This is a genomic window from Streptomyces sp. NPDC025793 (assembly GCF_055558375.1).
Genome location: NZ_JBVHMR010000043.1, coordinates 26,192 through 52,015, shown reverse-complemented (window position 1 = coordinate 52,015; position 25,824 = coordinate 26,192). Strand labels below are relative to the sequence as shown.

Annotated in this window: 20 protein-coding genes, 2 pseudogenes and 1 riboswitch; of the genes and pseudogenes, 9 read left to right on the top strand and 13 right to left on the bottom strand. The window is 70.1% G+C overall.

What is annotated here, in order from left to right:
* Window positions 1-607: 607 nt before the first annotated feature.
* Complete coding sequence (locus ACZ4MF_RS40960) at window positions 608-805, bottom strand: hypothetical protein (RefSeq protein ID WP_467498387.1); 198 nt, start codon at window positions 803-805, stop codon at window positions 608-610.
* Between the two features lie 74 nt (window positions 806-879).
* Between ACZ4MF_RS40960 and ACZ4MF_RS40955 the strand changes: the two genes are divergently transcribed.
* A complete protein-coding gene (locus tag ACZ4MF_RS40955; RefSeq protein WP_467498385.1) occupies window positions 880-1,404 on the top strand; it encodes a hypothetical protein in 525 nt (174 codons plus the stop codon).
* Window positions 1,405-1,455: 51 nt separating this feature from the next.
* Here the strand turns inward: ACZ4MF_RS40955 and ACZ4MF_RS40950 are convergent.
* Window positions 1,456-1,738: pseudogene (locus ACZ4MF_RS40950) on the bottom strand (CorA family divalent cation transporter); the annotation flags it as partial.
* A 174-nt stretch (window positions 1,739-1,912) separates the two neighbouring features.
* Between ACZ4MF_RS40950 and ACZ4MF_RS40945 the strand changes: the two are divergent.
* Window positions 1,913-2,329 carry an ArsR/SmtB family transcription factor gene (locus tag ACZ4MF_RS40945; protein ID WP_467498383.1) on the top strand — a complete coding sequence of 139 codons (417 nt, stop codon included), beginning with the start codon at window positions 1,913-1,915 and terminating at the stop codon, window positions 2,327-2,329.
* 39 nt (window positions 2,330-2,368) lie between these two features.
* On the opposite strand, the gene ACZ4MF_RS40940 is transcribed toward ACZ4MF_RS40945, so the two are convergent.
* Together ACZ4MF_RS40940 and ACZ4MF_RS40935 are read right to left on the bottom strand one after the other, a co-directional pair.
* A complete protein-coding gene (locus tag ACZ4MF_RS40940; protein WP_467498381.1) occupies window positions 2,369-3,784 on the bottom strand; it encodes an ABC transporter ATP-binding protein in 1,416 nt (471 codons plus the stop codon).
* 34 nt (window positions 3,785-3,818) lie between these two features.
* Window positions 3,819-5,510: an ABC transporter permease gene (locus ACZ4MF_RS40935; RefSeq protein WP_467498379.1), complete on the bottom strand. Its 1,692-nt coding sequence runs from the start codon at window positions 5,508-5,510 to the stop codon at window positions 3,819-3,821.
* A gap of 1,049 nt (window positions 5,511-6,559) precedes the next feature.
* On the opposite strand from ACZ4MF_RS40935, the gene ACZ4MF_RS40930 reads away from it, so the two are divergent.
* The 3 genes and pseudogenes from ACZ4MF_RS40930 to ACZ4MF_RS40920 all read left to right on the top strand — a co-directional run bounded on the left by ACZ4MF_RS40930 (window position 6,560) and on the right by ACZ4MF_RS40920 (window position 7,631).
* On the top strand, window positions 6,560-6,829 hold the full coding sequence (locus ACZ4MF_RS40930) for a hypothetical protein (protein WP_467498377.1): 270 nt from the start codon (window positions 6,560-6,562) through the stop codon (window positions 6,827-6,829).
* A 123-nt stretch (window positions 6,830-6,952) separates the two neighbouring features.
* Window positions 6,953-7,216 carry a hypothetical protein gene (locus ACZ4MF_RS40925; protein WP_467498375.1) on the top strand — a complete coding sequence of 88 codons (264 nt, stop codon included), beginning with the start codon at window positions 6,953-6,955 and terminating at the stop codon, window positions 7,214-7,216.
* Window positions 7,217-7,245: 29 nt separating this feature from the next.
* Window positions 7,246-7,631, top strand: a pseudogene (locus tag ACZ4MF_RS40920) (VOC family protein).
* On the opposite strand, the gene ACZ4MF_RS40915 reads toward ACZ4MF_RS40920, so the two are convergent.
* The gene (locus ACZ4MF_RS40915) at window positions 7,625-8,107 is read right to left on the bottom strand and encodes an SAM-dependent methyltransferase (RefSeq protein WP_467498373.1); all 483 of its coding nucleotides are present in this window, start codon (window positions 8,105-8,107) and stop codon (window positions 7,625-7,627) included. The pseudogene ACZ4MF_RS40920 and the gene ACZ4MF_RS40915 overlap by 7 nt on opposite strands.
* A 211-nt stretch (window positions 8,108-8,318) precedes the next feature.
* Window positions 8,319-8,492: riboswitch (M-box (ykoK) riboswitch) on the top strand.
* A gap of 306 nt (window positions 8,493-8,798) precedes the next feature.
* Here ACZ4MF_RS40915 and ACZ4MF_RS40910 point away from each other — a divergent pair.
* The 4 genes from ACZ4MF_RS40910 to ACZ4MF_RS40895 all read left to right on the top strand — a co-directional run bounded on the left by ACZ4MF_RS40910 (window position 8,799) and on the right by ACZ4MF_RS40895 (window position 12,251).
* The gene (locus ACZ4MF_RS40910) at window positions 8,799-10,430 is read left to right on the top strand and encodes an NRAMP family divalent metal transporter (protein WP_467498371.1); all 1,632 of its coding nucleotides are present in this window, start codon (window positions 8,799-8,801) and stop codon (window positions 10,428-10,430) included.
* Between the two features lie 100 nt (window positions 10,431-10,530).
* On the top strand, window positions 10,531-10,899 hold the full coding sequence (locus ACZ4MF_RS40905; protein ID WP_467498369.1) for a VOC family protein: 369 nt from the start codon (window positions 10,531-10,533) through the stop codon (window positions 10,897-10,899).
* Between the two features lie 63 nt (window positions 10,900-10,962).
* Complete coding sequence (locus ACZ4MF_RS40900) at window positions 10,963-11,694, top strand: MgtC/SapB family protein (protein WP_467498367.1); 732 nt, start codon at window positions 10,963-10,965, stop codon at window positions 11,692-11,694.
* A gap of 110 nt (window positions 11,695-11,804) precedes the next feature.
* Window positions 11,805-12,251: a hypothetical protein gene (locus ACZ4MF_RS40895; RefSeq protein WP_467498365.1), complete on the top strand. Its 447-nt coding sequence runs from the start codon at window positions 11,805-11,807 to the stop codon at window positions 12,249-12,251.
* Window positions 12,252-12,268: 17 nt separating this feature from the next.
* Here the strand turns inward: ACZ4MF_RS40895 and ACZ4MF_RS40890 are convergent, their stop codons facing one another.
* The 8 genes from ACZ4MF_RS40890 to ACZ4MF_RS40855 form a co-directional block, all read right to left on the bottom strand.
* Window positions 12,269-13,861: an NRAMP family divalent metal transporter gene (locus tag ACZ4MF_RS40890; RefSeq protein WP_467498363.1), complete on the bottom strand. Its 1,593-nt coding sequence runs from the start codon at window positions 13,859-13,861 to the stop codon at window positions 12,269-12,271.
* 305 nt (window positions 13,862-14,166) lie between these two features.
* Window positions 14,167-15,468, bottom strand: a complete 1,302-nt coding sequence (locus ACZ4MF_RS40885; protein WP_467498361.1) for a magnesium transporter MgtE N-terminal domain-containing protein — start codon at window positions 15,466-15,468, stop codon at window positions 14,167-14,169.
* Window positions 15,469-15,540: 72 nt separating this feature from the next.
* Complete coding sequence (locus tag ACZ4MF_RS40880) at window positions 15,541-16,905, bottom strand: ABC transporter ATP-binding protein (RefSeq protein ID WP_467498359.1); 1,365 nt, start codon at window positions 16,903-16,905, stop codon at window positions 15,541-15,543.
* Window positions 16,906-16,962: 57 nt separating this feature from the next.
* Window positions 16,963-18,699, bottom strand: coding sequence for an ABC transporter permease (locus ACZ4MF_RS40875; protein WP_467498357.1), 1,737 nt, complete (start codon window positions 18,697-18,699; stop codon window positions 16,963-16,965).
* A gap of 628 nt (window positions 18,700-19,327) precedes the next feature.
* The gene (locus tag ACZ4MF_RS40870) at window positions 19,328-19,597 is read right to left on the bottom strand and encodes a hypothetical protein (RefSeq protein WP_467498355.1); all 270 of its coding nucleotides are present in this window, start codon (window positions 19,595-19,597) and stop codon (window positions 19,328-19,330) included.
* 216 nt (window positions 19,598-19,813) lie between these two features.
* Window positions 19,814-21,028: a hypothetical protein gene (locus tag ACZ4MF_RS40865; RefSeq protein ID WP_467498353.1), complete on the bottom strand. Its 1,215-nt coding sequence runs from the start codon at window positions 21,026-21,028 to the stop codon at window positions 19,814-19,816.
* Window positions 21,025-24,030, bottom strand: coding sequence for a DEAD/DEAH box helicase (locus tag ACZ4MF_RS40860; protein WP_467498351.1), 3,006 nt, complete (start codon window positions 24,028-24,030; stop codon window positions 21,025-21,027). The genes ACZ4MF_RS40865 and ACZ4MF_RS40860 overlap by 4 nt, the downstream gene beginning before the upstream one ends.
* Window positions 24,031-24,039: 9 nt before the next feature.
* Window positions 24,040-25,761, bottom strand: a complete 1,722-nt coding sequence (locus ACZ4MF_RS40855) for a phosphorylase family protein (RefSeq protein WP_467498349.1) — start codon at window positions 25,759-25,761, stop codon at window positions 24,040-24,042.
* Window positions 25,762-25,824: the final 63 nt, after the last annotated feature.

Genomic DNA, 25,824 nt, shown 5'->3' with positions numbered 1-25,824 from the left:
TCTCAACATGGACATGCCCACCCGACGGCTCGTACGGCTGTCAGTACCACGATCGAGCGATCACGAACCGAGGAAGATCGGACTTAACGCCCACTCAGGACTTTGGGTGAACGGACTGAATCCGCTGCTCGCGAGTCCAACCTCGTTGTGATCGGCGTTGGTTGGAAACGCTCTGACCTGCGTGGACGTATCAGCCCGCTGCCGAGGCAAGCCGCTACAGGTGGGCTGTGCGAGCGGGTGGACGCCTGATTTGGGACGCTGATGGGACGCAGGTAATCGGAAGTTGCTGCCAGGGACCTTCGCCTACGCTGCTCTGGCTGTGGGCGGCGGGGTCGGTGCGGTGTGTGGCGGTCGGCCAGCGGGGTGCTGTGCAATCAGAGTCGCGATCGCTGGTCTGTTGTTGCCGCTCGAGCTGAGCGCCGGCGAAACGGCCCGTACTGAAAACGGCACAGGAGCGCAGGGCCCACCCGGCAGCACGTTGGGAGCTCGCGGGCATGGGCGTCCTCATCCGGACCGTATGGGGCGACGGTTGGCAAGCGACGGCGTCGTCCGACAGCTGTCAGCCGTTGTAAGTGCTCGGTTCCTTGATCACGAGGGCTTGCAGTCCTCACCCGGCGAGCTTGACGATGGAGTGGACGACGATGACATGCAGGTCGACCGGCCGACTGATGGGGCAAGGCATCCGGTAGGAGCCGCCCCTGGCTCGGGTATCCAGTAAGGCGTGGTCGCGGTCGACGACCCAGACTCGCGTGCCCTGGCTGTGCCCTGGGCCTGCGCTCGTGGGCCGGCCCGTGGTCGTGGGCATGACGGAACCGTACAGATCTCGTAAGGGACTGCTCGGCCCGCTCGTCGGCTCTCGGCTGCGGAGTGAGGATGGGGGTGACGGAGGCACTGATGTGGATCCTGCTTCGCCCTGGCCACGGCGGCGGCACGGTGGCCTTCCTGCCGCCGGTGTGGACGAGGCTCCCCGCTGCCGATCGCATCGGCGTGGCCGCTGTGGTGCTGGCGGTGGCCTTTGTCGCCCTGATCGTCGGCACGAGGGTGCGCCAGACTCACTTCCGACCGTTCAGACGTGTGCGAGTGCGGGGTGCTGAGCCGGTCGACGCGTCATGGTTTACCGACCACACTCTGGACGGCTTTCCCGAGGACGCGGTCCGCGCCGCCGTCAAGGACGCGGGCGCGCCGTCCTCCGACCGCCTTTATGCGGCGTGGGTTCTGGCCACCCATTCCCACGGCAGCGGAATGAGTGCCGCGTGGTTGGAGAGGAACCTGGGCCTCCCCGCTGACGCGGCACGTGTGATTGTCGAGGCCGCCGAAGTGAGGCGCCGTGAATCGGTGCCCGGAGACGTTCCGCGTGCGGGGTCATCTCCGCCGGACAGGGATACGGAGGCCCGCCGGGGGTGATGCCCCGGACGGCGGGCGTGCGTCGACCCCGCGGCGCAGGGACTGTCGATGTCAGAGCCAGCCGTTGCGCTTGAAGCCGCGGTGGAGGAGGAAGCAGGCGGTTGCGATGACGCCGAGGACGAGGGGGTAGCCGAAGCGCCAGCGCAGCTCCGGCATGTGGTCGAAGTTCATGCCGTAGACGCCGCACACCATGGTGGGTACGGCGATGATCGCGGCCCAGGCGGTGATCTTGCGGGCGTCGTCGTTCTGGGTGACGGCGACCTGGGCGAGGTGGGCTTGGAGGTATGGAGTCGGTCAGGGCGTCGAAGCCGGTGATCTGGTCGGTGACTCGGGCGTCCATGGCCTCCTCGAGCGGCAGGGATCCCGGTCGGCGGCGGCCGTACTCATACAGGGCGCAGTCGACGACGGGGACCGGGCGGGACGGGCTGCTGTGGGCCGCCATGGCGCTCCTCCGAGATCCTCAGGACAGGCACAACCGAACCGCGCGTACCGCCGGTACCATAGTTGCATGGATGTGCAAGAACAGGTGTGGGACGCCGAGGCCGCGGAGCGGGCGGTGGCGGTGCTCAAGGCGGTGGCCGACCCCTCGCGCTACCGGCTGCTGTGGGCGCTGAACGGCCGGGAACTGCCGGTCAGCGAGCTGGCCCGGATCCTGGGCGCGCACGTGGCCGCGACCTCGCAGCACCTGGCCAAGCTGCGCGCGGCCGGGCTGGTGACGACGCGACGGGACGGTACGCGCATCTACTACCGGGCGGCGGGTGTACGGGGGTTGCTGGAGGAGGTGCAGCTGGTGGCCGACGCGGACGCCGACGATGCCTCCGGGCCGGGCGGCGATGTCGGACGTGAGGCTCCGGCGGCGGCAGAGCAGGAGCGGCCCGCCGTGGTGCGCGGGGCGCTGGGCGTGCGACCGGCGCTGGGCCGGTAGCCGTCGGCCCGGCCGGCCCCGGCTCGGCAACCGGCGGCGCTACGGCCGCCTGAGAGCGGCGGCCGTCTCGCGATTTTCGTTGCCGTTCCCGTTCCCGTTCCCGTTCTCCTTCTCGTTCTCGTCGAGCCGGTACTCCTGCGGTTCGGCGTCGTACGAGTACAGCTCCGCATACCGGCCCCAGTCCGTGGCCGTCTCCAGCTGGGCGGTGACCTGTTCGCTGGTGAAGTGGTGGGCAAGCAGGTCGCGGACGAAACCGGCGCGCAGTTTGCCGGAGGGGTTCTGATGCAGACTGCGGGTGATCAACGTGACCAGCGGGGCGTGCATGACCGCCTCGGCGAAGATCTTCTTCGACTCCTGCACGTAGGCGCTCGCGAACGCGGTCCCGGTCTCGGTGAGCAGCAGGTCGTCGCCGGTCACCCGGGCGAAGCCCAGCAGTTCGAGCGCATCCACCTGCGGGAGCATGTCATCGACGGCGAGGCCCAGGTCGTCGGCGAGGTCGGCCAGGTCGCAGCGGCCGTCCTGGTGCAGGACCATCTCCGCGAGGCCGGACAGACCGTCGACGCTGGCCTGCGGGAGGGGGGTGTTGGCGGGGGTGCGCTTGTCCAGCTCCACGGTCTCGACGCGACCTGGCGTGCGGCCTTCCTTCTGGCGTCCGGTCATGGTGCGGTAGACGCGGTCGATCAGGTCCTCGAAGGCGGCCGAGTTGCGGTCGCGGGGGCGGTCGAGACCGACCTCGAAGACCTCGCGGATCTGGCCGTAGGGGCGTGAGCCGAGGACGACGATCCGGTCTGCCATCAGCACCGCCTCCTCGATGTTGTGGGTGACCAGGACGATCGCGCGGGTCGGGAATTGGCCCGACTCCCACAACTCCATCAGCTCGCCACGCAGGTTCTCGGCGGTCAGCACGTCCAGGGCCGAGAACGGCTCGTCCATCATCAGTACGTCCGGCTCCACGACCAGCGCCCGCGCGAAGCCCACGCGCTGGCGCATCCCGCCCGACAGCTCTTTCGGGTACGCCGACTCGAAGCCGTCCAGGCCGATGAGGTCGATCGCCTGCCGGGCGGCCTCGGCGCGCTCGCCGGCGCCGACTCCCTTGGCCTCCAGGCCCAGTTCGACGTTCTGCTGGACGGTCAGCCAGGGCAGCAGCGCGAAGGTCTGGAACACCATCGCCGTACCGGGGTTGGCCCCGGTGAGGGGGGTGCCCTTGTAGGTGACGGTGCCGGAACTGGCGGGGACGAGGCCGGCCAGGCAGCGCAGCAGGGTCGACTTGCCCGAGCCGGACTTGCCGAGCAGCGCGACGACCTCACCGGCACGGACCTGGAGGTCGATGCCGGACAGGACGGGCAGTTCGCGGTCGGCACCGGCGTACGACTTGGTCAGGCCGACGGTCTCCAGCAGCAGCTCGCCGTCGGCGGGACGGATGTCCTGGGGGGTGGTGACGGTGTTCATCGCCATGACTGGCTCCAAGTGCGTTCTTCGGGGCGGAAGTTCAGAGGGAGTAGCGCGACTCGGCCAGCCGGTACAGGCGGCGCCAGAAGAAGCGGTTGAGGGAGACGACGTACAGGCTCATCACGGCCACGCCCGCGATCAGCTTGGGGAAGTTGCCGGCCTCGGTGGCGTGGGCGATGTAGGCGCCCAGGCCGGTCGCGGTGAGGGTGGTGCCGCCGAAGCCGACGACCTCGGAGACGATCGAGGCGTTCCAGGCGCCGCCGGAGGCGGTGATGCCACCGGTGACGTATGCCGGGAAGATGCCCGGGATGATCAGTCGCTTCCATCGCTGCCAGCCGGTGACGCCCAGGTCGTCCATGGCCTCGCGCAGGTCGCTCGGGATGGCCATGGCGCCGGCGATGGTGTTGAAGAGGATGTACCACTGGGCGCCGAGCGCCATGAGGAACATGCCGCCGATGTTGATCGTCAGCCCGGTCCTGATGAAGAACCACACCGCCAGCGGGAAGAGGAAGTTGGCGGGGAAGGACGCCAGGACCTGGACGACCGGCTGGGCGATCCGGGTCAGCCTCGGAGAGAAGCCGATCTTCACGCCGACCGGTACCCAGACCAGGGTCGCGGCGGTGACCAGCACGACGACCCGGGCGAGGGTGGCCAGGCCCAGCAGCAGCGGTTCGCCGAAGACGCCGAGGCCGGTGCGGTCGTGGAGGTAGTGGCCGAGGTCGATCAGGCCCCACAGGATCAGGCCGCCGGCGACCAGGGCGAAGGCGATGTCGCCGGTGCGCTGCCGGGTGCGGTCGACCGCGAGGGGGCGGTCGTCGACGCCGAAGACGCGGCCTGCGCGACTGAGGGCTTGTCCGGCGGGGCGCAGGGCGCGGCCCAGCAGCCGGGGCCAGTGGGAGCGGCGCAGGAAGTCCAGGACGACAGACTTCTGGACCTCGCTGGCCTCGGACTGCTCGTTCTTGAACCGCTCGGCCCAGGCGGTGAGCGGCCGCCAGAACAGGAAGTTCACGCCGATCACCATGATCGCCATGGTGAGGATGGCCCAGCCGACCTTGTTCAGGTCGCCGTCCGCGATCGCGGCTCCGGCATACGATCCGACGCCGGGCAGGGCGTAGTCGGTGCCGCCGAGGGTGACGGCCTCGGAGGCGACGAGGAAGAACCAGCCGCCGCCGAAGCTCATCATGCCGTTCCAGACCAGGCCGATCATGCCGGAGGGCAGTTCCACCTTCCAGAACCGCATCCAGCGGGTGAAGCCGAACGACCGTGAGAGCTCGTCGAGTTCGCGGGGCAGGGAGGTGAGGGAGTAGTAGAAGCTGAACGTCATGTTCCACGCCTGCGAGGTGAAGATCGCGAAGACCGACGCGCACTCCAGGCCCAGCATCGAACCGGGGAACAGGGCCACGAACCCGGTCACCGCCACGGTCAGGAAGGCGAGGACGGGGACCGACTGGAGGATGTCCAGAGCCGGGATGAGGATGCGCTCCAGACGGCGGGACTTGGCGGCGGTGTAGGCGTAGACGAAGGTGAAGACGGTGGACAGGGCCAGCGCGAGGAACATGCGCAGCAGGGAACGGGCGGCGTCGTAGGGCAGCTCACCGACGCTGGTGTCTACATGCGCGGACCGGCTGGTGGAGAAGGAGACCGTGGTCCCCTTCCCGCCCCTGAGCGTGACGTACAGCAGCACCAGCACGGCGGCGGCGACGACGATGTCCACCCAGGAGAAGCGGGACATGCGACCGGCGAACCGTGCGGAGAACGACGACCGTGCGGCGGGTGTGGGCGTGGGTGTGCTCGTCCGGAACGACATCACAGAACCTCCGATCACACTCTGGCGCCGGGGGCCGCTTGGGCGGTGTCAAGGCCGACGGATCCATGTCACACGCCATGGGCGGGCCGCTCGGGCAGGGCAAGAGCGCGACGAGAAAGCAGGTGGTGAGAGTGGGGATGGCTGCTGCGGGGCGCGGGGCGCGGGGTGCGCGGTCGCAGCGTTCCGTCGCGGCCGGGCTGCTCGTGGGGGCGGCGGGGCCGTGGGGCAGACGGAAGTGATCAGACACTGCCCGTGAGGCAGCCGGGACTGGGTGGGTCGATGTCCACGGGAGCCTCCGTTCGGTCAGGTCGTTCCGGTCATGAAGAGGGCCGCACTGACCTTGCGTACGGCAGGGGCAGGCGGGCGCCGGAAGGCAGTGTGCCGCGTCATTGCATTGATGTGCAAATAGCGACAGGGATCGGTGCGGCGTTGACCACCCGCCGCTCATCGTCGAGCGTGGGTGGGGCGGAGGGCTGTGCAGTTTGACGTAACGGTGCCGGTCGGTCGCCTGTGAAGGCAGGCTGAAAGCCGACGGTCACGGCTGGGTGATCCGAGAGAGCGTTGCCCTTGTTGCGTCGATGTGCAAATATGGCGTTGTCAGCCTGGTCGTGATCCATGCCGGAGTGTCGTGGGGTGACCGCACCCGGGCGATCGGCCAGTGGACCGCGCGGGTCTTGCCCCGCGCCCGGATCGGAAGGGGGTGGACATGGACAGCAGTCACAGTCCCGGTCATAGTCCGGCCCCATGTCCGGACTCCCTCCCGCGCTCCTGACCAGACTCGTTCCGTCGCCCGGCGGGCGGTCACCGAGGGCGTCGAAGGGGTCCCTCCCGTTCCGCTGAGCGCCTTGCGAGTCAACGTCCTTGAAACGCAAGACAGTTGAAGGCCGTGGCGTATCTGCTGCCGCTCTGCCGATTCCGGCTGCCCTGACCGCTGTGCCGGCCACCGCCCGACTTCCACGAAGGAGGACACCGCCATGGGCCTCCCCATATGCCTCACTCCCACTCCCTGCCCGTCCGGCCAGACCTGCCGGCGCGTCCAGCTGACCCTGGACGACGGTGTCGAACGCACGTACCTGCTCGACCTCCTCGCCTGCGCGGGGGGTCGATGCGGGACCTACGAGCCGCGCGTCCACCTGGCCCACATCCTGGCCCAGCAGGGTCATCGCCCGGACTGGCTCGCCGGGTTCACCGGGCTTCCGTCGGCTGCCGCACGGCGTATCGCTGACGTCGCGGCGCATCCCTGACGCGCTGACTCGTACACCGTCCATGCCCTGCCCGGCATGCTGCCCGGCACCCCTGTCTCGCCCATGCGCACCTGACGGCCGGCAGGGCACGCCCTGAACGCACTCCAGTGGAGACGACCGCTCATGTCCGTATTCGCTCACCACCCGCTGCGCCACCCCGGCACGCGTGCGCACGGTGCCCGGCAGTCCGTGCGTGCCCTCCTCGCCGGCATCGTCCGTCGTATCGCCGACAGCCCGCTGGAGCAGCCCGCCCTCCACGCGCTCGACACCGCGGCTCGCCCGATGGTGGCCGGTGTCGCCCGGCAGCGGCCGCACGCCCATTGGCACTTGGCGGTCGGCCCGGACGGCGGGCGGCACCTCGAAGCGGCCTGGCACAGCCGTCACTGACGTCACCGACCACTGACCGGAGGTTCGGCATGATCACCGCAGTCGACCACATCCAGCTGGCCGCTCCGCTGGGCAGCGAGGAGTTACTGCGCGCCTTCTACGTCGATGCGCTCGGACTCGTCGAAGTCCCCAGGCCGGCCCGCCTCGCGACCCGCGGAGGCTGCTGGTTCAGCGACGACGACCAGCGCGTGCAACTCCACTTGGGCATCGAGACTCCGTACCGGGCCTCCGCGCGGGCCCACCCCGGTCTGCGGGTCGAGGCCATCGAGTCGCTCGCCGCTCGCCTCGAAGCCTTCGGCGCCCTGGTGATCTGGGACGACACCCTCCCCGCCACCGCCGCTTCTACAGCCAGGACCCGGTCGGCAACCGCCTCGAATTCCTCCAGCCCACCGATGGGGGAAATGCCGGTCAGTAGTAGCCGCGCATGAGGGCGGTGGCCCATTCGGGCTGGGTGACCGAGCCCTGGGGACCGAACTCGGCCATGTAGGGCTTGATGTCGAGGACGGGAGTGCCGTCCACCGCGTCCAGGCCCTGGACGTGCAGATCGAGTCCGTCGACCTTGATCAGCCGGCAGCGGGACACACCGAGCCGGTTGGGGCGGTTCTTGCCGCGCTGGGCGAAGATGCCGACCTGGGGCCAGTCGGTGTTGCCGCGGGGATGGCGGGCGCCGGACTCGATCTTCTCCACCGGAACCCGGTCGAAGTGGTAGACGACCTCCAGATGGGAGAAGTCGTCCAGGCCGGCCACTGCGTCGAGGCCGAAGCGGGTGGCGTCCAGGCGGATGACGGCCGTCTCCCCGCCCCAGTCGTCGTCCCGGACCTCTGCCCGGCCGCCGGCCACCCGGCCCACCGGAACGGAGACCACCTCGGCGGGAGTGCTGTGCTCGGGCATGTGTCGCGCCTTTCGTCAATGCGTCGGGGAGCGCCGGGCGGGATGGACGTCGACCCGCGGACGGCTCACCGTATCGATCGCTACTCCGTGTCGGAGTGCGGTCCGTGAGGGCTGTGATCGCCATTACATGCGTGATCGGCTGCTGGTCAAGACTCCGCCAAGAACTTGCGTTCATGCGCAAGAAGAGGGATACACTCGTCGAGGTTTAGAAAGGGCACCTCGTTCGGTGAGGCGTCTTCACGGACACAGGCCACTGACCCCACGACGTCGAGAGACGCCCAGGGTCAGGACAGGTCTCCCCGGCCTAAGGGGTGACCCCAAGTGGCTTCCCCAGTGAGGGGATTACGCCGTGGAGTGCCAAAGCTCTGACGAGTTGGGGTGACCGGCCGTTCGGGCTGGGTTGCTCCTTGCCGAGTCGTTGCTGACGCGCACAGGTCGCGTCCCCGGCCGGAAGGAGGCGAGAGACATGGACTGCAATAGCAGTAGTCCGGGCCATAGTCGGCCCCAGTCCCGCTTGTCCTCGCATTCTTCCGGCACGCGGTAACCATCTCCCCTGCGCGGATTCGTTCCGCGTCCCGTATCCCGTGCGGCCCTGCGCCGTGACGGGCCGCCGTCCTGCGCGCTCGCGCAGGGGGGATGGCTTCCGTGCGCCCCCTACCTCCCCCTTTTGGGGGGATTCGGGAGGTATGTCATGACCACCGTGACCGAGACCACTCCGCGCACCGCGGTCCTCGACGACGCCCACGTCGGCGACATCCGCGGCGCGCTCGGCACCATCAAGCTCGACGACACCGCACCCCGCACCGGCCTGTCCGCCAAGCTCAAGACGCTGCTGGCGATAGTCGGCCCCGGACTGATCGTCATGGTCGGCGACAACGACGCCGGCGCCTTCGCCACCTACGGCCAGGCCGGCCAGAACTACGGCACCCACCTGCTGTGGACCCTGCTCCTGCTCGTCCCCGTCCTGTACGTCAACCAGGAGATGGTGCTGCGCCTGGGCGCCGTCACCGGCGTCGGGCACGCCCGCCTCATCCTGGAGCGGTTCGGCAAGTTCTGGGGCGCGTTCAGCGTCATCGACCTGTTCCTGCTCAACGCGCTCACCCTGGTGACCGAGTTCATCGGCATCACCCTGGCCTCCGGATACCTGGGCCTGCCGAAGGTGGCCGCCGTGGTCCTGGCCGCGGGCGTCATCATCGCGTCGGCGTTCACCGGATCCTTCCAGCGGTTCGAGCGGGTGGCGATGACGCTGTGCGCGGCCTCGCTGCTGCTCGTGCCGATCTACTTCATGATCCACCCCTCGACCGGTCAGATGGCGCGGGACTTCGTGGTGCCGAACATGCCCGGCGGCACCGGCCAGCTGTCCACTGTCATGCTGCTGATCATCGGCATCGTCGGCACGACGGTCGCGCCGTGGCAGCTGTTCTTCCAGCAGTCGTACGTGATCGACAAGCGGATCACCCCGCGCTTCATGAAGTACGAGAAGGCCGACCTGGTCATCGGCATCGTGATCGTGGTCATCGGGGCAGCGGCGATGATGGGCTTCACTGCCGCCGCGTTCGCCGGCACGCATGGGTTCGGGCAGTTCACCGACACCGCCGGCGTCGCGACCGGTCTGGAGCACAAGGCCGGCAAGCTGGCGGGCGTCCTTTTCGCCATCGCGCTGCTGGACGCCTCGATCATCGGCGCGTTCGCGGTCTCGCTGTCCACCGCCTACGCCATCGGTGACGTGCTGGGCATGAAGCACTCCCTGCACCGCGGGGTGGGCGGCGCGAAAGGCTTCTACGCCGTCTACGCCGGACTCGTCGCGGCCGCCGCAGCCATCGTGCTGATCCCCGGCTCCCCGCTGGGCCTGCTCACCGAGGGCGTACAGACCCTCGCCGGGGCCCTGCTGCCGTCGGCGTCGGTGTTCCTGCTGCTGCTGTGCAACGACAAGGCCGTGCTCGGCCCGTGGGTGAACGGCCCGAAGACCAACGCGTTCACCTCGGCCGTGGTCGGGGTCCTGGTCGCCCTGTCGATCATCCTGACCGCCTCGGTCCTGTTCCCGGACATCTCCTCCGGCGCGATCCTCGACATCATGGCCGCGTGCGGCGTCGTCGGGGTGCTGGCCGCCGGCTACGCCTTCACCCGCCGCCGTACGGGTACGAAGGAGGACCCGGTCGACCGGACCGGCAAGGACGAGTGGCGGATGCCGCCGCTGGAAACCCTGACCCGGCCGGCCATGTCCACGGCCCGCAAGATCGGCATGGGCGCGCTGCGGACCTACCTGCTCATCGCGATGGTCCTGGTCGTCATCAAGATCGTCGAGGTCGCGCTCAGCCAGTGAGCGGCGCTCGTAAGAAGCAGACGTCCTGGGGTGGCCGCCCGGCACCCCAGGACAGCCCGGTCACCTGAAACGCCAGCCCTCTCACCGGAGGCCGTACGTCGTGCTCGTCGCTCTCGACCACGTTCAGCTCGCCGCACCGCCCGCCAGCGAGGACCGTCTGCGGGCCTTCTACGTCGACGCCCTGGGCCTGGTCGAAATCCCCAAGCCGCCGGTCCTGGCCGCGCGGGGCGGCGCCTGGTTCGCGACCGCCGACGGAACCGTCCAGCTCCACCTGGGTATCGAGGCTCCCTTCCGGCCCGCGACCAAGGCCCACCCAGGGCTCCGGGTACGGGACATCGACGCGTTCGCCGAGCGGCTCGCCGCCCACGGTGTGCCGGTGACCTGGGACGACAACCTGCCCGGCCACCGCCGCTTCTACAGCACCGACCCTGTTGGCAACCGCCTGGAGTTCCTCGAACCCCTCGCCTGACCATCACCAGACCCGCAGCCCATAGCCCGGAATCCTGTGACCGGAAGATGAAGGAGGTGCCTCGTGCACGCCCTGACGACCGTCGACTTCCTGACCCGGCTCGCCACCGGGGTGGCCTGCGGCGCGCTGGTCGGCGTCGAGCGGCAGTGGCGCGCCCGGATGGCCGGCCTGCGCACCAACGCTCTGGTCGCCGCCGGCGCCACCCTGTTCGTCCTGTACAGCGAGGCCGTCGGTGATGCGGGCAGCCCCACCAGGGTCGCCTCGTACGTCGTGTCCGGGATCGGTTTCCTGGGTGGCGGGGTGATCCTGCGGGACGGCGCCGGGGTGCGGGGCCTGAACACCGCCGCCACCCTGTGGTGCTCGGCCGCCGTCGGGGTGCTGGCCGCCTCCGGCAAGCTGAACCTGGCCGTCCTCGGCACGGTGGCGGTCTTGGCCGTCCACCTGGTGCTGCGGCCCGCCGGCCGGCTGCTGGACCGGGCCCCGGCCGCCGGCACCGACCCCGACGCCACCGTCCGCGCCACCGTGCACCTGGTGTGCGAGCGCAAGGCCGAGACCCACCTGCGCGCCCTGTTGCTCCAGACCCTGACCGCCTCCGGGCTCGCCCCCACGGGGCTGCGCGCCCGCCGTGAGGGGGAGGCCGCCAGCCTGCGCGCGACCGTCACGATCAGCGGTGATGTCGCCGCCGCGCTGGAGCAGGTCATCTCCCGTCTGTCGCTGGAGCCGGGCGTGAGCGACCTGCACTGGCACATGGACGACGAGGACTCCGAGCGGGAACGGCCCCGGGCGCTGGCCTGACCTCCCAGGGCAGCGCCCCCGCCACGCAGCCCGGAAACGGGGCCTTGCGGCCCCGGGACAACGGCCTGATGACAGGGCAGCATGAGATTCGGAAGGGAGAAGAGCGTGTCATGAGGACCATGCCTCACCCGCGCACGGGCGAAGGGGCCGCCTTGCTAGGCGTGCTCACGCTGGTCGTGCTGGAGGTGACCGCGCTGGCGACCGCGCCGGCCCGGGACCGGCCGCTCGTCAGCGGGGTGCTCATCGGCGCGGCCACCGCCGCGTTCGTTGTCGCGGCGGCCCTGTGGCACAGTCACCGCAACGCCGTCCGCCAGGCCCGGCATCACCTGTCGGGGACGATCGACGAGTCGTGGTTCACCGCCCGCACGCTGGACGGCTTCCCCATGGAGGCCGTACGCCCGTATTTGCTCGGCAGGGACGCGCCCGCTCTCAACGACCTGTACACGGCGTGGATCTTCGCCACCCACGGTCAGGATGCCCAGTGGATCGAAAGCCACCTCGATCTTCCCGCCGACGTCAGCCGTCTCCTGGCCGAGGCTGCCCGCCAGCGTCACTGACAGGCCGGGACGCGAGGTCAGGAGCCGCCGAGCCGGATCGCCTTCACGAGCAGCAGTAGGGCGCTGAGGATCAGATAGCCACGCAGGGCCGTCATGCCCAGCCGGGTGCCTGCGGACCAGCGCACCGGCCGTAGGAGCGCCAGGGGCGGCATGCGCCAGGCGAGTTTCTCGGCCTGTGACATCACCGGCACCGGTCGTGCGGGCGCGCGGCGTCGGCCGGCGCGGAGCGCGGCAGCGGCGGCGATCAGACCCGTGCCCAGCGTGATCGCCAGCCAGATCGTGAGCCGGGTGACGTTGACCGTCGGGAAGAGCGTGGTGGCCATCAGCGTGCCGGAGAGCATCAGCAGGACGGCGATGATGACGGTGGCGAGGATGTTCAGCCAGCGCGGGTTGACCCAGGGGCCGAGCACTTCGGTGTCGTTGCACAACAGGAGCAGGAACACGCTCGCCGAAGGCAGCAGCAGCCCGGCCAGCGCCTGTACAGCCTCCGTGATCAGGCCGAGTGGCGCGCCCGGGATGAGGACGACGGCGGCCGCGAGAAGGACCAGCAGGCTGTAGGAGGCGTAGAACTGCTTGGCCTCGCCGAAGCTGCGGTGCAGGGAGTGGCGCAGGTTGAAGACGTCGCCGAAGGCGTAGCTGGTGGCCAGGGTGACGGCGGCCGCTCCGATGATGCTGGCGTCCAGCAGGACGATTGCGAACAGCACGCCCAGCACGGTGTCGTGGCGGGCCAGGGCGTCGGCGACTCCGCCGGCGTCGGTGAAGTGGCCTTGGGCGGCCGTACCCCGGGCCGCGAAGTCGGCGACCATCACCAACGCGGCGGCGCCCGCGACGACCACGAGGGAGCCGATCACCGTATCGGCGCGCTCGTAGCCGATGAAGCGGGGAGTGATGCGCTTGTCGATCACGTTGGACTGCTGGAAGAACAGCTGCCACGGAGCGACAGTGGTCCCGACGATCGCGATCACCAGCAGGACGGCCTCGCCGCTGACGCCGCCCTGGATGCCGGGCACCACGAAGTCGTGTGCCGCCCGGCCCCATCGCGGCTGGGACATGAAGGTCAGGGGGATCAGCAGCAGGCTGGCGCCGATGAAGGCGAACATCGCGCGCTCCCAGCGGCGGAAGGAACCGCTGGCGGTTACGGCGATCAGCAGGACGGCGGCCACCGGGACGACGACGTACCGCGAGGCTCCGAGGTGTTCCGCGGCCAGGGAGATGCCGATGAACTCGGTCACGATGGTGAGGAAGTTGAGCAGGAAGAGGTCGCCGACGCTGAACCAGCCCCAGAACCGGCCGAACCGCTCGGTGATCAGGCGTGCGTGGCCGACGCCGGTGACCGCGCCCAGTCGTACGACCATCTCCTGGTTGACGATCAGGACCGGGATGAGCAGGAGCAGGACCCACAGGAGCGAGTAGCCGTAGTTCTGGCCCGCCTGCGCGTACGTGGCGACGCCGCCCGCGTCGTTGTCGCCGACCATCACGATGATGCCCGGGCCGACGATGGCCAGCAGGGTCAGCAGCCGGGCCTTGACGCCGGGGCGCTCCTCGACGCGTTCGCGGGGGACACGGCCGAAGGCGCCCTCGATCTGGCCGAGATGGGCCTCGTCGAGCACGGCGCCGCGCCGTGCCGGCCGGGACGGTGGTGCGGCGGGAGGGGCGGACGGTTTCCGAGCGGGAGCTTCGGCTGGGCGCTCGTGAGGCTGCTTGGGCCGGGCCCTCGGCTCCGGTGTTTCCGGGGCGCGCTTGCCCTCCGCTGGACGAGGCTGCCCTGGCGGGGGAGGCGTCGCCGGTTCGGTGGGGCGCTCGGTACGGCGCTCAGGCGCGGGACGCTCCGGGCCGGATCGAGCCGGAGGTTCGGGGCGGCCTGGTGTGCCGGTGGGCCGGTCGTCCTTGCCGTTGGGCCGCCGGTCGTCCGGGCTCATGACGCGGGAGGCGTGTTGTGCGGGGACGGGGCGAGGCCGGGTTCCTCCAAGTGGCGGGCCGGGTGGGGGGCCGGCTCGCGGCGGCGCCAGTCCTCGGGAATGACCGTCTCCAGGACGTCGTCGACCGTGATGACGCCCAGAATGCGGTCCTCGTCGTCGACCACCGGGACGGTGAGCAGGTTGTAGTCGGTCATGAGCAGGGCGACGTCCTCGACATCGGTGTCCGGCCCGGCCCGGACCGGATCACGGTCCGCCACCTCGTCCAGCCGCACGGCAGGATCCGCCTGCAACAGCTCCACCAGGGTGACCACGCCGAGCAGCCGCTGCCCCTCCCCGACCAGATACACACTGGTCAGCGCCTGGGGTTGCAGGGCGCGCGCCGCTCCTGCCGCCCGCAGCGCCTGCGCGACGGTGCTGGTGCCCGTCATGGCGAGGACGTCGAGCGCCATCAGCCCGCCGGCGCTGGAGGGGTTGAACCCCATCAGGGTCAGCACCTTGGTGCGCTGCCCGGCGGGGAGCGCGTCCAGGACGGGCTGGCGCCGGCTCTGCGGCAGGTCGTTGATCGCGTCCGCGGCATCGTCGGCGCGCATCCGGGCGAGGACCTGGGCGATCTCGACGTCGCTGCGTTCGCCCAGCAGGCGCGTCTGTGAGTCCGGCTCCAGTTCTTCGAACACGTCGGCCTCGAGTTCGGGGTCGGCGTGGACGGTCTGCAGGATCTCGTGCGACTCGGTTCGGCTCGCGTCCTCCAGCAGATCAGCGAGGTCCGCGGGCTTCAGTCGTCCGAGGCGGGCGAAGGGCCCGCGAACCCGGGCGGAGCGGGCATGGCCGATCAACGGCTCGAAGGACTTCCAGTCCCGCCAGTCGGGCCGGGCGGCACGATCCTTGAAGAGACTCCACGCGTGCGGCGGCCTCCGCGTGTCCAGACAGGTCAGGACCCACTGGTCCAGGCGCTGTTCCAGCTCGATGTCGTACGCCCGGACCAGTTCGACATCGGCCACGTCGATGACCCGGTGGCCCAGTACGTCCGCCCGCAGCAGCACCTCGCCCTCGCGCCGCTCGAAGTGGCGCAGGTCCACCCGCGGGCTCGCCAGCGTGATCTTCTCGGCGTCCAGGTCGGCGACCTGTTCGGCGGGCAGGAAGACCTCGCGCCCGCCCACCCGTGCGACCAGCCCGGTGACCAGCGGATAATCCCGTCCCCGTAGCCGCACGATGACGTCGGCGAGCCGCCCCACCACCTCGCCGTCGCCCCCGACCACCGGCCGACGGAGAAGCTGAGCGAGACGTAGGACGCGATCCACACCTCCACGCTAGGCGTATATCAGTCAATTGGTACGGAAAGGATGGGGCTGTGTCAGGGGGCCAGTAGGTCTTTACAGGTATTTCTGGGCGCCCGGTTCCAGGGTGAGTCTGGCGTCGTCGCGGTCGTAGTCGTACAGCTCGGCGTAGCGGCCCCAGTCGACGGCGGTCTCCAGCTGGCTGCGGGCGTCCTCGGCGGAGAAGCCGCGGCGCAGGAGGTCGAGGAAGAAGCCCTCGCGCAGGGTGTGGCCGTCGGTGGCGGTCAGAGCCTGGACGATCGCGCGGACCAGCGGGGCGTGTTTGGCCACGTGGCGGGCGAAGAGCTGCTTGCTGGTGAGGATGTCGGCGGCGACGAACTCCCGTCCGGCGTCGGTGATGGCGATGTCGGCGCCGTCGACCTGGGCCAGCTGGAGCATGACGGCGGTGTCGACCAGGGGCAGCAGGTCGTCGATCTCGAAGCTGAGCTCGTCGGAGATCTCCGCCAGGCCGTCCCTGCCGCCGCGGGCGACGAGGATTTCGAGCAGACCGGCGAGCCCGCCGACGCTGACGTCCGGCAGCGGGGTGTTGGTCGGCGTCGGCGCGGGACGGGCGGCTGCCACGGCAGGGGCGGCCTCGACGGCTGCCGCGGCGGCTTCCTCGCGGCCGGTGAGGATGTCGTAGACGGTGTCGACGATGGACTCGAAGCGGGGGCTGTTGCGGTCGCGGGGCCGGGGAAGATCGACCCGGAGTTCGGCCTGGATGCGGCCGGGGTTGGAGGACAGCACCAGGATGCGGTCGGCGAGCAGTACCGCTTCCTCGATGTTGTGGGTGACGATCAGGATCGACTTCACCGGGGCCTCGTGCCCCTCCCACAGGCCGACCAGTTCGTTGCGCAGGTTTTCCGCGGTGAGCACGTCCAGGGCGGAGAAGGGCTCGTCCATCAGCAGCGCGTCCGGTTCCACGACGATGCCGCGGGCGAAGCCGACGCGCTGGCGCATGCCGCCGGACAGTTCCTTGGGGTAGGCGGACTCGAAGCCGTCGAGGCCGATCAGGTCGATCGCCTTCAACGCGCGCTCGCGGCGCTCGTCCTCCGCGACGCCCTGGGCCTTCAGGCCGAGTTCGACGTTCTGCTGCACGGTCAGCCACGGCAGCAGGGCGAAGGACTGGAAGACCATCGCCACCCCGGGATTGGCGCCGGTCAGCGGGGTGCCGCGGTAGGAGACGGTGCCGGTGGAGGGGGCGATCAGCCCGGCCACGCAGCGCAGCAGGGTCGACTTCCCGGAGCCGGACTTGCCGAGCAGGGCGACGATCTCGCCCTCGGCCAGGGTGAAGCTGATGTCGTCGAGCACCGGCAGCGCCCGCCCGTCCGGCGTCGTGAAGGCCTTGGTCACCGAATCGGTCTCCACGATCACCGCACCGGCCGGACGGGATGCTGGGGTGAGGGTTTCGCTGCTGGTCACGGGTCCTGCCTCGGGGACGGGGAGCGTACGGGGACGGAGGGGACGGGGACGCTGGGGTCACAGGGCGAAGCGGGTTTCGGAGAGGCGGTACAGGCGGCGCCAGAACAGGCGGTTGGCGGCCACCACGTACAGGCTCATCACGCTGATGCCCACCAGGATCTTCGGGAAGTCGCCGGTGGCGGTGGCCTGGGTGATGTAGGCGCCGAGCCCGGTCGCGGTCAGGTGATGGTGGCCGTAGTCGACGACCTCGGCCACGATCGAGGCGTTCCACGCGCCGCCCGCGGCGGTGATTCCGCCGGTCACGTACGACGGGAAGATCGCCGGCAGGATGAAGTAACGCCACTTCAGCCAGCCGCCGACCTTGTAGTTGGTCATCGCCTCACGCAGGTCGGAGGGGATGGCCGAGGCTCCGGCGATGACGTTGAACAGGATGTACCACTGCGCGCCCAGCGCCATCAGCAGGATTGCGCCCACGTTCAGCGAGATGCCGAGGAGCACGAACGCCGCGGTGGCGAACGGGAACAGGAAGTTCGCCGGAAAACTCGCCAGCACCTGCACCACCGGCTGAGCGAAGCGGGTGACCTTCGGGTTCATGCCGATCCACACCCCGACCGGCACCCACACCACCGTGGCCACGGCCGTCAGGACCACGACCCGGCCGAAGGTCGCCGCGCCCAGCGCGAGGGCGTGTCCGAACGCGCTCAGGCCGACCGTGGAGTTCACGTAGCCGAACGCCTTCCACGCCCCGTAGACGACCAGCACGCTGATCACCCCGGCGAAGAACACGTCTCCCGTGCGCTCCCGGACCGGCGAGACGCCGATGGGGTGCTCCGCCAGGCCGAACGGGCGCGTCGCCCGGTCCAGCCACCGGCCCGCCGGCTTCAGAGGGCGGCCGATCAGGTGCGGCACCTGCGAGCGGCGAAGGAAGTCCAGCACCAGTGAGCGCGGGCGCTCGGCGGCCTCGGACTCCTCCACCCGGAAGCGGTCCGTCCAGGCGACCATGGGCCGCCAGAACAGCACGTTCACCCCGATCACCATCACCACCATCACCGCGATGGCGATGCCGACCTTGCCCAGGTCGCCCTGCGCGATGGCGGCAGCGGCGTACGACCCTATGCCGGGCAGCGCGTAGGTGTGGTTGAGAACGCTGATGGACTCGGAGGCCGCCAGGAAGAACCAGGCGCCGCCGAAGCTCATCATCCCGTTCCACACCAGCGGGATCATCCCGCCCGGCACGTCCAGCTGCCAGAACCGCTCCCACTTCGTCAGCCGCAGCACCCGCGCCGCCTCGTCCAGCTCCCGGGGCTGGGACATCAGGGAGTAGTAGAAGGCGAACGTCATGTTCCACGCCATCGCCGTGAAGATCGCGAAGATCGAAGCGCACTCCAGGCCCAGCTCGGAGCCGGGGAAGAGGTTGATGAAGGCCGTAACCGTGACGGACAGGAAGCCCAGCACCGGTACCGACTGCAGGATGTCCAGGACGGGCAGCAGCACCTTCTCCGCCCGCTTGAGCCGGGCCGCGGCGGTGGCGTAGACGAAGGTGAAGAGGACCGAGACCACCAGGGCGGCGAACATCCGCACCAGCGAACGCACCGCGTAGTACGGCAGGTTCGACGGATCCGTCGACACCCTGGACGGCGCGGTGCTCGGCAGGAACGGCGCGTTCAGTGAGGGCGCCAGCCGCAGCAGCCCGTACAGCAGCGCCATCAGTGCCGCACCGACCACCACGTCCACCCACCGCAACGCGGGCCGCCGCCACACGCCCCGCGAGGGGAAACCGCCAGTCTCTGCCACCGGGCTGCCTTTCGTCACCGCTGTGCGCGAGGCCAGCAAACACCAAGTCCGGCAAAGCGCACGTTATCTCGCGATGGGCGGTGAGTGAAGCTCCACCCTATTGGCGCCGAATCCGCGCATCGAGGTCGTCCGCGCCGGCGTCCCCGGCTACCTCATCTGAAGGCAAGGTCGCGGAAGACGTTGCGGACTTCGGCCAGAGATCCGCGGTCCCGGGTGTAGCAGAGCTTGTTGGTCAGGAGCACCGCCCAGCGGCCCTTTCCGCAGCTATGCTCTGCGCTCTGCGTAGAGGTCTTGGCCATCGACAGTGGTCCGAGAGGCTCCGCCCCCACTTCTGGGGTGGAGCCTTTGTGCGTTGGAAAAGAACTCCGCTGCGCGTGGGTTTGGGCGCAGCTCCCCAACCTTGGGTGATGCGCCCAAACCTGCCGGGCGTCTTGTCCATCCGAGGCGGTGTCGGGACGCAGTCGGGACACAAGGACAGGAACAGACTGACAAAGACGAAGGTGCGCCGACACGGCTTACCCCTTCTGGCCTGCGAAAACGTCATGAACGAGCGTGGACGGGCAAGGGCCGCCAAGATCCCCAATGGACTCATAGTCCGTCGGCCGTGGGTTCGAGTCCGTCTTCAGCGCTACCTCCGTGAGCAGGCGCCCGAGGGTTCCCCGAGGGTTCCCGTGACGCGTCGCACGAGACGGCGGGCGGCGCGGGCGACTGCGTGCGGGGTGGGCATGCGCTGCGGCAGCGGGGCGGTGCCGGATCGTGAGCCGAAACGGGCCGGCAGGCCTGCCGCTGACAGCTGCGGGGCCGGGTTGTCACGCGGCCACTGGGCGGCACCGGCGAAGGGGGAGTCTGTGGCGGCCACGCCGAGGGCGAGGCCGAGTGCGAACTCTGCCTTGCACAACTCCTTCGGTCCGCCGGCCCGTTGGGACAGAGGACGTAGCGCATACGTAGCGCGCCTCCCCTAAGCCCGATCGCCACCTTCGAGTGGGTGACGAGGCCCAGCACTGGGGAAGTTGGCGTGCTCAGGAGCCGTCGGATGGAGACGGCGTCGCTCAGTGCGGAAGGCCGCAGGCCGAGCACCAGGCGGACGGCGCCGCGAAGGACCCTCCGGCGCCGATCACACCTGTTCGTCCTCCAGTTCGGCCAGTTGGGCCTCCAAGCCTTTGAGGCCGGTTCTCCCGGCGCCGGCGCGGAGCTGGGACAGGTCGGGGACCGCCAGGCGTAGCTGGCGGGCCAGGCGAGCGACGAGTTCCTCTGCCTCTGCCCGCGTGGCCTGGCGTCGAGAGCCGAGGCGTTTGTCCAGACGGTCCAGCAGAGCGTGCTTCCGCGGTGTTTCGGCCGCGCACCACACGCGGAAGAAGCGGTTGCCCGCCATGCGGTAGGTGCCGATGCGGGACACCGGGATTCCGTCGTCGCCGAAGGCGGTGGCGGGCAGCGACACCGACCAGGTGCCGTCGGCGTCCTGTTCCGGTGCGACTGAGTCGAGGTGCTGCTCACGGAGCCAGTTCCGGGCTGCCCGCAGAACGCGCTCGTCCGACTCCTCGCCCTGCTCCTCGTTGTCGAGAGCGCTGATCAGCTCCGGAGTGCGGGCGCAGAGCGCGCTCAGCTCCGGGTCGTGTTCGGCCCCTGCCCCGGCCTGGCCGTAGACCAGGAGTCCTTCCCGGCCGCGCACCAGATAGACCGGCAGGAAGACGAGTCGCTCGTCCAGGCTCTCCACCGCGTCCAGGGCGACGGGCAGGTTGAACCGGGCCCGGTCCTTGCGGTCTTTGAGGCGTTCCAGGGCTGAGCGGTCGAAGCCGGAGGCCACGTGGATCGGGGTGAAGCGCGGATAGCGGTCGCCCCGTGTCACGGCGGCGAGTTCGTCGGGGGACAGCAGGGTCACGACCTCTTGGTCGTAGTGCGTTCGGGTCAGCGGGGCGCAGCTCAGGGCCTCGAAGTACAGCTTGCGGCGGTCCTGGCGCGTGACCACGTAGCGGATGTCGTCGTCCACGGAGCGCTGTCCCAGTGCTGTCAGGGACAAACGGCCCCCGGACTCCCGCAGGTGGCCGATCGCGGTGAGGAAGCGCACAGCCTGCGCGACCAGGGCGCCGTCCAGGGCGAAGAACGCGGCGAGTTCGTCGACCGTGTGCAAGGCGCCATGGCGCAGCCCGCGCTCCAGGAAGCGGTCGATGAGGAAGAAGTCCTCGCCCTCGGTGATGTCGGCGCGGATCTCCACCTGCCAGACGGGCAGGAGCAGGGCGTAGAGCCGGGTGGGCACGATGCCCTGGCCGAAGGCGGCGTCCTCCAGGACCCGCTCTTCGGGGAAGGGCATGAGGCGGGGGGCGGTCGTCACGCTCGGCCCCCCTTCGGGGCCAGGCCGGCGGCTTCGTCCAGGTCGGGGGCGGCTTTGTCGAGCGCTGCCATGACGTCCTGGTAGTCCCGCAGGTCGCCGCGGTCGAGCAGATGCCGGTGCAGGTCGTCGATGAGAGCGCGGAAGCCGGGGTCGTCCGCACGCAGCAGGGTGCTCAGGTCACCCGTCAGCACCAGTTGGCTCTTGGCGCGGGTGAAGGCGACGTTGGCGCGGCGCAGCTCCTTGAGGAAGCCGACACGGCCATCGGGGTTGCTTCGTGTGAAGCCGTACAGCACGACCTCGCTCTCCCCGCCCTGGTAGGAGTCGACGCTGCCGACCGAGGCATCCGCGAGCTGGGAATCTCCGATCAGGGCGGTGAGGTGGCGGACCACCTCCAGGCGCTGCGCGAGGTAGGGGACGATCACCACCCACTCGGAACCCCGCCGGTGGTAAAAGGCGGCGAGGCGGGCCAGGAGACGTGCCTCGCAGTCGTTGGAGGCGCCCTTGCGGCCGCGGCCCTCGGCACGATGCCCGCCCGACTCGCGACGTACGCCGACGGGCAGCGAGGCAGTGTCGACGAAGGCCATCGGGCTCGCGAACAAGGGGTCGGTGTGCCGGTGTTCCTTCTCGGTGAGCAGTTCTCCCCGGTAGAAAGCGGCCGAGATGAAGTCGGCGATCTCAGCGGGCATCCGGCGCTGCCGGGTCAGCTGGACGACGTGGGAGGCGGGCAGTCCGGCACGCAGCTGCTCCAAGGCGCTCTGCGAGATCAGCCGGACCAGCCCGGGGTCGCCGACGCCCTGGGCCCAGTCGTCCACCTCGCGGTCGTGGAAGGGCGGCAGCTGCCGGTCGTCACCGACCAGGACACCGCGGCGGACCCGAGTCAGCGGCACCAGTGCGTCCGCGACGCCGATCTGCCCCGCCTCGTCGACGATGCCCAAGTCGAAGTCGACTCCGGACAGTTCAGGGCGGGACGCGGCTCCGATACAGGTGGCGCCGACCACCTGGGCGTAGCGGACGAGCTCGGGCACCAGTTGGCCAGGGTCCTGGCCGATGGCGGCCTGCCACTGCCGGCTGAGTTCCTGGCGTCGGGAGACGAGCGGCAGCCACGCCTCCCATTGCCGGTGCAGGGCGTGCAGCGCGGCTGCCGCGTCGGCCGGATCCAGGAGCGGAGTGGGAGCGGACACGCCAGGCATGACCGTGCCGAGCGCCCGTACGGCCATGTCGGCGGCCTCGTAGGCGGAGTGAAGGCTCTCGCCGAGTCGATGCTCCACCGCCTGGCGGGCGGCCAGTCCCGAGCTGACGGCAGGGGACTCGCGGACCACGCGGTCCACCTCGGCGCTCGCCGCTTCAGCCTGTCGGCGCAGCTCAGGGCCCAGGGCCTCGAACCTCTGGATCTCGTGCCGCACCGCGGTGAGCTCTTCTTCCGCGCGGCGGCCCCTGGAGCGGTGCAGCCGACCGGTCAACCAGGCGTCGGCACGCTGTTGTTCGGACTGGGCCTTCGTCCGGAGCCGCGACGCGCGCTCACCGAGCGCTTGCAAGGCCGACTCCCGTTCGTCCTCCTCGTGCCGGAGTGCTGCCAGCCGCTCCCGGGCCGGTGCCGCGGCGGCCTGGATCGCGCCTTGCAGACGCACGGTCGCGGCGCTCACCTGCTGGGCCAGGTCGTCGACCCGGTGGAGCCGGTCGGCGAGTTCCGCCGTCCACGGCGCGGCGGCCTCCGCCTCCCGGTAGGCCTGGGTGCGCAGGGCCATGGTGTGTCGGATGCCCTCGGCGAGGTTCTCCGACTGCTCCTCCAGGAGCAGCGGTTTCACATCGGCGTGGACTTTGCTCTCGTCCCCGACGCGGATGACGACGAGATCCGGTGGCAGCCGGGCCAGCACGTTGTCCACCGCGCGGTTGGTGTGGGAGGTGACGAGGACCCGGCCGCCGTCGGTGGCGGCCGTGATCGCGGTGGTGTGGGCGATCTCGGTGATGGTCCGGGTCTTGCCGGTACCGGGCGGGCCGAGCACCACCAGCAGGTCCTCGGTGGTCAGCGCCTTGCGGAAGGCGTCGAGCTGTTCGGGGTCGAGCTCCTCGTGCGGTCGTGCGGTGGTGGCCGGGATGGCGCCCACGTGGTGTTCGACCATGGCCGGGAGCAGACCCGGATTCCTTGTGTCCCCCGCGCGCAGGCTCGCCACGGCCTGCCGCTGCTTGTTGAAGACCACGTTGCTCGGTATGAGTTCCAGTGCTCCGCGAGCGGGGAGCCTTTCCCACGAGACGGGCCGGTCGAAGCGGACGGTGACGGAACGTCCCGCGGCACGGCTCACTCTGCCGCGGGTCTCCGTATCACCCTGAATGCGGACGAAGGCGCCGGCCGGCGGCAATTCCGGGTCGAGGAGCTGGAATTCATACACTGACTGCGGAGCGCTGCTCCGCCTGCCGCCGGTAGCCGTCAGGCGTTGATACGGGAACGGGGCGGCCGCGCGCTCTTCCCGGGTGGTGATCTCCTCGGTCATGTCGATCAACCGGTCCACCGTGTCGAGGAACTTCGCATGGGCTTCGCTGACGGAGGAGCTCTCCTGCTGCTCCGACCGTGCGCGGCCAAGCCTGCGCCAGGCCTCTTCGAGGTCGTGCCACTGGGCGTCCGAGCCCTCGGGCACCGCCGGCAGCTCGAACACCATCCGCCAGGCAGGGGGGCGTACCAGGAGACAGGATCGGGCAAGGCGCGCGTGGTCGGCGAGGCGCAGCGGGTCGATGTGCTTGACGAAGTAGCCGGTACCGCGGTTCGTCACCTCAAGACGCAGCCGGTACGTGCGCGTGTGAACGAGCAGGGACGGCTTGTACTTGCCCGTGCCCGGGCTGACACTCACCGCGGCGCCGCGTTCGAGCTGGTTCAGATCGTGGATGATCTGCGACACGGCGGGCGGCAACCCAGCGCTGGATTCGGCCTTGGTGCGGAGCTGTTCGTCCAGACCGTGCCCCGGGACGAGCACCAGCGGAGCGCGCAGAGCGACGGTGGTGACGGACATCGGCGCTCCTCAGCGCTGGGTCGGCGAGAAGGACGACAGCTCGCGGGCGGCGGCGAGCAGGGCGAGGCGGAGTGCGCGCACGCCGGGACGCGCGCCCGGGTCCTGCCGCAGTGCACTGCCGACCACGTGGACGAGGCTGTCCGGAACGGAGGCCGGGGCGTTGGCGGGCGTCAGCCCGGGGTACCCGGGATCGGGGATGCGGCCGGCCAGCGCTTGATGCAGGAGTGCACCCAACTGGTAGACATCGGTGGCCGGTCCGGGCCGGAGACCGGAGCCGTACCGCTGCTCGGGTGCCTGATAGGGCCCGGGGTTTTCGCCCGGGCGGGGCCCCACGGCGGCGAGGCCGAAGTCGCGCAGCACCATGTGCGGCCGGTTCATGACGATCGCGGTCGGCCGCAGCGCCCGGTGCGAGAGATTTTCGGCGGCGAGCCGCTCCAGGACTTGGGCTACTTCGGCGATGCCCCGCACGATCGACCACAGCCGCAGCGGGTCCGCCGGCGAGGACGGAGCTGGCAGCAGTTCGTCCAGGGTCCTGACGGGGCGGCCGAGCTTCGGGTCGGCCGGCCAGGCCAGAGCCAGGGTGGTGGTGTTCCCACGACGCGCCAGCTGTACGACGGCGGGGCCGCGGAAGGCACGGCACAGCCCGGCTTCCTTTTCGAGCGCGGCCAGGGGGTCGACGCGGCCCGGGCCGGGACCTGGCCGTGCCCACTCGACCTGCCGCAGCCAGGCGTAGGAACCGCGGGAATCCCGGTCCGACACCACACGCGCCACTGCCTGGCGCCGTACCACGTCGCCGTCCTGCGACTCGTCGAGGAGGTCTCCGGGACCTTCGTACAGCAGGTATTGCTGTCCCTCGACCTCGACGGTGGGCCGACTGTCCCATGCGGTGGGGCCGGAGTCGCGGTCGGGTCCGGCCACCACGACGACCGCGGGCCCCTGTGGCCGCCGTTGGGCCGGCCGTCCGGCGGGGCGCAGGTCGCGCAGCACCCGCAGCGCGAAGGCGGCGGCGTGCCGTGATGCTGTCTCCTGGGAGCCTGCGGCGTCGGACGCGGCCTTGCCGGGACCGGCGAAGTCGCTGATGCCGCGGACGGAGAGCGCCCGCACCGCGCGATGCATCCGGGCCGCGTGGGTGACGCCCTGGCTCTCCATGTCGACGGCCACGGCGTCGTTGTAGTGGCTGCGGATCCGGCGGGCCGTCTCGGAGTCACGGCTGCCGATCAGTACGTCTCCCGAGGCGATCGGCTCGAAGTGGACCCTGGGCGTCGCGGCGGACGGCGTATTCGGGGAGAGGAAGGCCCATGGCTCGTTGCGGCGGGCGGAGCGCACCAACTGGTCGATGTCGTATGCCGGTTCCCAGGCGTCGGGCCGAGCGTGGAACCCGTCCACGCTCTCACGGCCGCCGTGATAGCCGTAGACCTTCCTGGCGACGACCACGTCACCGAGGTGCACATCGTCTTTGAGGGCACCGGCTACGCCGACGAAGAACACGGCCTCGGCGTCGAAGTACTCGATCGTGGGCTGTGTGACGAGCGCGGCTCGGGTGTTGGTGGGGCCCGTCTCGGCCAGCGCGACTTCCCAGTCGAGGCCGGGTACCCTGCCGACGTCGACGAGGGTGCCCTGTGGCAGCGCGACCTCGTGAACGTCCTCCAGGTGCCGGCGCACCGCCTCGTACTCCACCTGTAGGGCGGTGAGTACGACCACCGTGGGCCGCCGCCCGTTCGCTCCCCCCAATGGAACCCCTCGCTTCACGGGATCTGCGGGGTCACTTTAGCCGGGATACCCTGAACGGGATTC

What these genes read in the sequence shown, in the direction of transcription:
- ACZ4MF_RS40960 (WP_467498387.1), bottom strand. Translation starts at nt 805, where the DNA reads ATGCCCACGACCACGGGCCGGCCCACGAGCGCAGGCCCAGGGCACAGC.
- ACZ4MF_RS40945 (WP_467498383.1), top strand. Translation starts at nt 1,913, where the DNA reads ATGGATGTGCAAGAACAGGTGTGGGACGCCGAGGCCGCGGAGCGGGCG.
- ACZ4MF_RS40940 (WP_467498381.1), bottom strand. Translation starts at nt 3,784, where the DNA reads ATGGCGATGAACACCGTCACCACCCCCCAGGACATCCGTCCCGCCGAC.
- ACZ4MF_RS40935 (WP_467498379.1), bottom strand. Translation starts at nt 5,510, where the DNA reads ATGTCCCGCTTCTCCTGGGTGGACATCGTCGTCGCCGCCGCCGTGCTG.
- ACZ4MF_RS40930 (WP_467498377.1), top strand. Translation starts at nt 6,560, where the DNA reads ATGGGCCTCCCCATATGCCTCACTCCCACTCCCTGCCCGTCCGGCCAG.
- ACZ4MF_RS40925 (WP_467498375.1), top strand. Translation starts at nt 6,953, where the DNA reads ATGTCCGTATTCGCTCACCACCCGCTGCGCCACCCCGGCACGCGTGCG.
- ACZ4MF_RS40915 (WP_467498373.1), bottom strand. Translation starts at nt 8,107, where the DNA reads ATGCCCGAGCACAGCACTCCCGCCGAGGTGGTCTCCGTTCCGGTGGGC.
- ACZ4MF_RS40910 (WP_467498371.1), top strand. Translation starts at nt 8,799, where the DNA reads ATGACCACCGTGACCGAGACCACTCCGCGCACCGCGGTCCTCGACGAC.
- ACZ4MF_RS40895 (WP_467498365.1), top strand. Translation starts at nt 11,805, where the DNA reads ATGAGGACCATGCCTCACCCGCGCACGGGCGAAGGGGCCGCCTTGCTA.
- ACZ4MF_RS40860 (WP_467498351.1), bottom strand. Translation starts at nt 24,030, where the DNA reads ATGTCCGTCACCACCGTCGCTCTGCGCGCTCCGCTGGTGCTCGTCCCG.